Raw genomic sequence first — 6,329 nt, forward strand, 5'->3', positions numbered from 1 at the left:
CTTCCCCGGCGCGAAGTGGGTGCAGTATGACCCGGTCGGCCGCTCGAACACCTACGAGGGCACCAAGCTGGCCTTCGGCGAGTACCTTGAGCCGCGCTACCGGTTCGACCAGGCCGACCTGGTGGTCGCCCTCGACGCCGACTTTCTCACCGAGGGGCCGGGCCGCGTGCGCTACGCCCGCGACGCCATGGGCCGTCGCAGCGTCCGCGTCGCCGAGTCGGAGATGAGCCGGATCTATGCGATCGAGCCGGTGCTCTCGAACACCGGCATCGTCGCGGACCACCGCCTACCGGTGAAGGCCAGCCAGGTGGCCGCGGTCGCCTTCGCGGTCGCCAGCGCCCTCGGCGTCCCCGGCATCGCCGCGCCCGCCGGCCTCCCCGAGGCCGCCGGCCCCTTCGTCACCGCCATCGCCGACGACCTGCGCGCCGCCGGCGCCAAGTCCCTGGTGCTGGCCGGCGAGGGCCAGCCCCCGGTCGTCCACGCCCTGGCCCACGTGTTGAACACGCTGCTCGGCGCCGTCGGCACCACGGTCGAGTACACCGACCCGGTGGCCGCCCGCCCCGGCGACCAGACCGCCGCCCTGCGCGACCTGGCGGCCGAGCTGCGCGCCGGCGCGGTGGACGCCCTGGTGGTGATCGATAGCAACCCGGCCTTCGCCGCCCCCGCCGACCTGGCCTTCGGCGAGGCGATGGCGATGGCGAAGTTTACGGCGGTGCTCGGCCCCTACGCCGATGAGACCGCCGCCCTGGCCGACTGGTTCATCCCCATGTCCCACGCCCTCGAGTCCTGGGGCGATGTGCGGGCCTTCGACGGGACGACCACGATCATCCAGCCGCTCATCCTGCCGCTCTACGGCAGCCGCAGCCCCTGCGAGCTGATGGCGAACCTGCTCGGGCAGACGGCCGCCAGCGACTACGATATCGTCGCGACGGCCTGGAAGCAGCGCACTGGCCTGCCCGACGCCGAGTTCGAGACCTTCCTCAAGAGCAGCCTGAACAGTGGCACCGTGGCCGGCAGCACCCTGCCCGCCCGCAGCGTCGGCCTCGCCGGCGGCCTCAGCCTGGCCGCGCCCGCCGCCGCCGAGGGCTACGAGGTGATCTTTCGCGCCTCGCCCACCATCTACGACGGGCGCTACGCCAATAACGGCTGGCTCCAGGAGCTGCCCTCGCCGATCACCAAGCTGACCTGGGACAACGCCGCGCTGATCGGTGTCAAGACGGCGATCAAGCTGTTTAACCTCGATACCAACGGCAGCTACAACACGGCCCTGCTCAGCGCCGCAGACGATATCGAGCGCCAGCACGCCCTGGAGAAGCTGACCAACATCAACGGGTCGATGATCGAGCTGATCGTCGCCGACCGCAGCCTCAAGCTGCCGGTCTGGATCGTCCCCGGCCACGCCGAGGACACGGTCACGGTGCAGCTGGGCTACGGCCGCAGCGCCGGCGGCCGCGTCGCCGAGGGCGCCGGCTTCAATGTCTATAGCCTGCGCGCCAGCGACGCCCTCTGGTTCGCCGCCGCCAACGCCCGCACCACCGATGGATCCTACCTGCTGGTGAGCACCCAGGACCACTGGACGATGGAGGGCCGCGATATCGTCCGCGTCGGCGAGATCGAGAAGTTTAAGGAGGAGCCCGGCTACCTCGCCGCCGAGGTTCACATCGAAGAGTTCGGCACCCCCTCCCACGAGTACGACTCGCTCCTGCCCGGGGTGGACTACAGCACGGGCAACCAGTGGGCGATGACGATCGACCTGGGCGCATGCACCAGCTGTAACGCCTGCACCATCGCCTGCCAGGCCGAGAATAACATCCCGGTGATCGGCAAGCACGAGGTCTCGATGGGCCGCGAGATGCACTGGATCCGCATCGACCGCTACTTCGCCGGCGCCGACTACGATAACCCCGAGACCTATGTGATGCCCATGGCCTGCCAGCAGTGCGAGAAAGCGCCCTGCGAGCTGGTCTGCCCCGTGGTCGCCACCGTCCACGACGCCGAGGGCCTCAACAACATGATCTACAACCGCTGCGTGGGCACGAAGTACTGCTCGAACAACTGCCCCTACAAGGTGCGCCGCTTTAACTTCTTCCAGTACAGCGATAACAACACCGGCAGCCTCAAGCTGATGCGCAACCCCGATGTGACGGTGCGCACCCGCGGCGTGATGGAGAAGTGTACCTTCTGCATCCAGCGGATCAGCCTGACCCGGATCAAGGCCCAGGTTGAGGGCAACCGCCCGATCGCCGACGGCGAGATCCTCACCGCCTGCCAGCAGGTCTGCCCCACCCAGGCGATCACCTTCGGCGATAAGAACGACCTACAGAGCAAGGTGGCCACGCTCAAGCAGGAGCCGCACAACTATACGCTGCTCGATGATCTGAACACGCAGCCGCGCATGAGCTACCTGGCTCGCATGCGCAACCCGAACGCGACGCTCGGCGGCGGCGAGGGGTGACGGGCTTCTGTAAGGGCGCAGTAGCGCCGCGCTGCTGCGCCCCGACCACGAGTCCTAGAAGCGAGTACATTATGGCGAGAGCTGCCCACAACCGAACGATCTCCCGTATCGCGCGCCTGGCCTGGCTGCCGCTGCTGCTGATCCTGTCGGCCTGTCACATCGACATGTACGACCAGGCGAAGTACAAGCCAAACCAGCCGAGCGACTTCTTCCAGGACGGGCGCGCCATGCGGCCGCCGGTGCCGAACACCGTGTCGATGGGCACCTTCAACCCCGACTCGGCGCTGCTCACCGGCAAGCTGGACGGCCAGCTGGTGACGGAGCTGCCGGCCGAGATCACGCTCGACGCCAACCTGCTGGCCCGCGGGCGGGCGGTCTTCAACTCCTACTGCGCGCCATGCCACGGCCTGCTCGGCGACGGCAAGGGCGTGATCGCCGCCCGCGGCCCGCTGGTGGTGCCCTCGTACCATAACGACCGCCTGCGCACCGTGCCGGTCGGCTACTTCTTCGATGTGGCGACCAACGGGATCAACCGGATGTACGGCTACGGCGGCCGCATCTCCCCCGAGGATCGCTGGGCCGTGGTCGCCTATATCCGCGCCCTCCAGCTCAGCCAGAGCACGGATGTCACGAGCCTCTCCCCCGAGGAGCAGGCGCAGGTCGAGGCGGGCGAGTAGGAATCCCTAGATAGAGAGCGCACATGCCTGCACAGATTTTTTCGCGCACTGCGAACGCGACATTCAGAGTAACCCTGATCGGGATCTCGCTGCTGCTCTTCGGGGTCGTCGCCGCGCTGATCGGGCTCTACCTGTCGCCCTGGTACACCGAAGCCGGCGTGGCCAAGGCCCAGCCCATCGCCTTCAGCCACGCGCACCACGTCTCCCAGCTGAAGATCGACTGCCGCTACTGCCACAACACGGTCGAGCGCGCCGCCACCGCCGGCTTCCCCGCCACCGAGACCTGCATGTCCTGCCACTCGCAGGTCTGGACGACTAGCCCGCTGCTCCAGCCGGTGCGCGATAGCTACGCGAACGATACGCCGATTATCTGGAACCGGATCTACGACCTGCCGGCCTTCGTCTACTTTAACCACTCGATCCATGTGGCCAAGGGCATCGGCTGCACGACATGTCACGGCAATATCGGCGCGATGGCGCTGACCTCGAAGGCCCAGCCGCTCTATATGGGCTGGTGTCTCGGCTGCCACCGCGACCCGGCGCAGAACATCCGCCCGCGCGATGAGGTCTTTAACGTGGACTATACGGTCGACTCGCTGCCCCTGGCCGACCGCCAGCAGCTGGTGATCGACTATAAGATCCCGACCGACGGCCGGCTCACGAATTGCTACATCTGCCATCGCTAGGAGGGGCGCGCGTATGAGCACAACATCTCACGGCCACGGCCACGATGAGCCCGGCGCCGACCCGGAGAGCATCGCGGTCGGCCACGAGCTGAAGGATGCCAACCCTGGCCCGCTCATCCTCTCGGCGGTGGGCATCGGGGTGCTGATCGTTGTGTCCTTCATCGTCATGGGCATCATGCTCGCCTCCACCGGCAACCCGCTGACCGCCACCGGCAACGATGTCCCGACCAGCCCGGCGATGATGGTCCAGCTGCCGCCCGCGCCGCGCCTGGAGCAGAACCCCGTCGTCGATGGGAGCCTGATCGTCGAGCAGGCCACCAAGCGGATCGAGAGCTACGGCTGGGATGATCAGCAGGCCGGCAAGGCGCACATCCCGATCGAGCGGGCCATGGAGCTCGTGCTAGAGCGCGGCGTGGGTGGGCAATAATATGAACCTTCGTCGCAGTCTTGTCTTGTCTGGCCTGATCATGCTGCTCACCCTTACGCTCGCCCCGTCCGGGGCGCTCGCGCAGGGCGGCAAGCCCGACCCGCTGCACGATGTCTCGTTCGATCAGCGCCTCGACGCGCAGGTGCCCCTCGACCTGACATTTGTCGATGAGCAGGGCCGCACCGTGCAGCTCGGCGACTACTTCGGCGCCAAGCCGGTGATCCTCCAGCTGAGCTACTACGAGTGCCCCATGCTCTGCTCCCTCGTGCGCAAGGGCATGGTCGACGCGCTCCAGGACGTGACCCTGAACGCCGGTGCGGACTTTCAGGTGGTGAATGTCAGCATCGACCCCCAGGAGACCCCGATGATGGCGGCCAACGTCAAGGCCGCCACGCTGTCCACCTATGGCCGCGACGGGGCCGCCGATGGCATGCACTTCCTCACCGGCACCCAGGACTCGATCGACCGGCTGGCCGACGCGGTCGGCTTCCACTATGTCTACGACGAGACGATCGACCAGTACGCCCACGCCGCCGGCCTGGTGGTGCTCACCCCCAAGGGCCTGATCTCGCGCTACTTCTTCGGGGTGGAGTTTAACCCGAGCGACCTGCGCCTGGGCCTGGTCGAGTCGTCGGACAATAAGATCGGCGGCCTGACCGACCAGCTGCTCCTGCTCTGCTACCACTATGATCCGACCACCGGCTCGTACACCGGCCTGGTGATGACGATCATCCGCGTCGCCGGGGTGCTCACCGTCCTCGGCATCATCGGGATGATCGTGATGCTCGCCCGCAAGCCCGGCGGGCCGACACCCCAGGCGGGCTGATCTACCGGATCTGCCGTAAGGGCGCAGCAGCGGCCGCCGTTGCTGCGCCCCCAACAGGCAGCAGCGGCCACCGCTGCTGCGCCCCAACAGACACCTCAGGATGCCGGCGCTGCCGGCAGCAGACTAGGAAGCGCGTATGCAAGGATTTCAATTCTTCCCGGATCAGGCATCGACCTTCGCAGGCCCGACCGATCTGCTCTACTTTGTCCTCGTGGCGCTGAGCATGCTCTTCGCCGGCGTGCTGCCCTTCGTCATCCTGTACCTGATCGTCCGCTACCACCGCAGCCAGAAGGTCGACCGCTCGAACCCGGTCACCTCTGACCTGCGCCTGGAGCTGACCTGGACGATCCTGCCGCTGATCCTGGCGCTGGGCGTCTTCTTCTGGGGCGCGTTCCTGTACGTGCAGATGCGCACCCCGCCCAAGGACGCGATCGACGTCTATGTGATCGGCAAGCAGTGGATGTGGCACACCCAGCACTCCAACGGCAAGCGCGAGAATAACGAGCTGCACGTGCCGATCGGCCGCCCCGTGCGCCTGATCATGACCTCGCAGGATGTCATCCACAGCTTCTACATCCCGGCCTTCCGCGTGAAGCAGGATGTGCTGCCCGGCCGCTACACCACGCTCTGGTTTGAGGCCACCAAGACCGGCGAGTACCACCTGTTCTGCGCCGAGTACTGCGGCACCGAGCACTCGGTGATGGGCGGCACGGTGACGGTGATGAGCCTGAACGACTATCAGGCCTGGCTCACCACGCCCGGCCAGGTGATCATGCCCGACGGCAGTGTCCAGGCCGGCCAGGTGCTCGTCAACACCAACAGCGTCTCGTCCGAGCCGCAGATCGGCTCCAGCCTGAGCGACCCGATGGTGGTGGCCGGCGAGCAGCTCTTCACCAGCCTCGGCTGCGCGGGCTGCCACGTCATGGCCGGCGGCGGCCTCGGCCCCAGCCTGAAGAATGTCTTCGGCTACGACCAGCAGCTCGCCGACGGCAGCACGGTGCTGGCCGATGAGAACTACGTCCGCACGTCGATCCTGAACTCGGCGGCCCAGGTGGTGCAGGGCTACCAGCCGGTGATGCCGGCCTACGAGGGCCAGCTCAGCGAGGACCAGGTCAACCAGCTGCTCGCCTACATCAAGTCGCTCTCGAACCGCGGCGGGACGGCGCCGGCCGGCGTGACGGTGCCCACGGTGGTTCCCGTCGGCGAGCCCACCGCCGCCAGCGGGCCGGTCGCGACGAGCCCCCCCCTGGCCCTTCCC

The 6,329-nt window shown here is 67.3% G+C and carries 6 protein-coding genes; all 6 read left to right on the forward strand.

Annotated elements, in window-relative coordinates; genetic code table 11:
* Positions 1-2,455, forward strand: a 2,455-nt coding sequence (locus K2Z83_RS06900; protein WP_220594446.1) for a 4Fe-4S dicluster domain-containing protein, incomplete at its 5' end; no start/stop codon positions are given.
* Between the two features lie 71 nt (positions 2,456-2,526).
* The gene (locus tag K2Z83_RS06905) at positions 2,527-3,132 is read left to right on the forward strand and encodes a cytochrome c (protein ID WP_220594447.1); all 606 of its coding nucleotides are present in this window, start codon (positions 2,527-2,529) and stop codon (positions 3,130-3,132) included.
* A 23-nt stretch (positions 3,133-3,155) separates the two neighbouring features.
* Positions 3,156-3,818, forward strand: a complete 663-nt coding sequence (locus K2Z83_RS06910) for a cytochrome c3 family protein (protein WP_220594448.1) — start codon at positions 3,156-3,158, stop codon at positions 3,816-3,818.
* A 13-nt stretch (positions 3,819-3,831) separates the two neighbouring features.
* Entirely contained in the window at positions 3,832-4,245 is a 414-nt protein-coding gene (locus K2Z83_RS06915) for a hypothetical protein (protein WP_220594449.1), read from the forward strand.
* Position 4,246: 1 nt separating this feature from the next.
* Positions 4,247-5,071, forward strand: coding sequence for an SCO family protein (locus tag K2Z83_RS06920; protein ID WP_255603490.1), 825 nt, complete (start codon positions 4,247-4,249; stop codon positions 5,069-5,071).
* A gap of 136 nt (positions 5,072-5,207) precedes the next feature.
* On the forward strand, positions 5,208-6,329 hold a 1,122-nt coding region (gene coxB, locus K2Z83_RS06925; RefSeq protein ID WP_220594450.1), incomplete at its 3' end, for a cytochrome c oxidase subunit II.

Source organism: Oscillochloris sp. ZM17-4, assembly GCF_019599295.1.
GTDB lineage: Bacteria > Chloroflexota > Chloroflexia > Chloroflexales > Chloroflexaceae > Oscillochloris.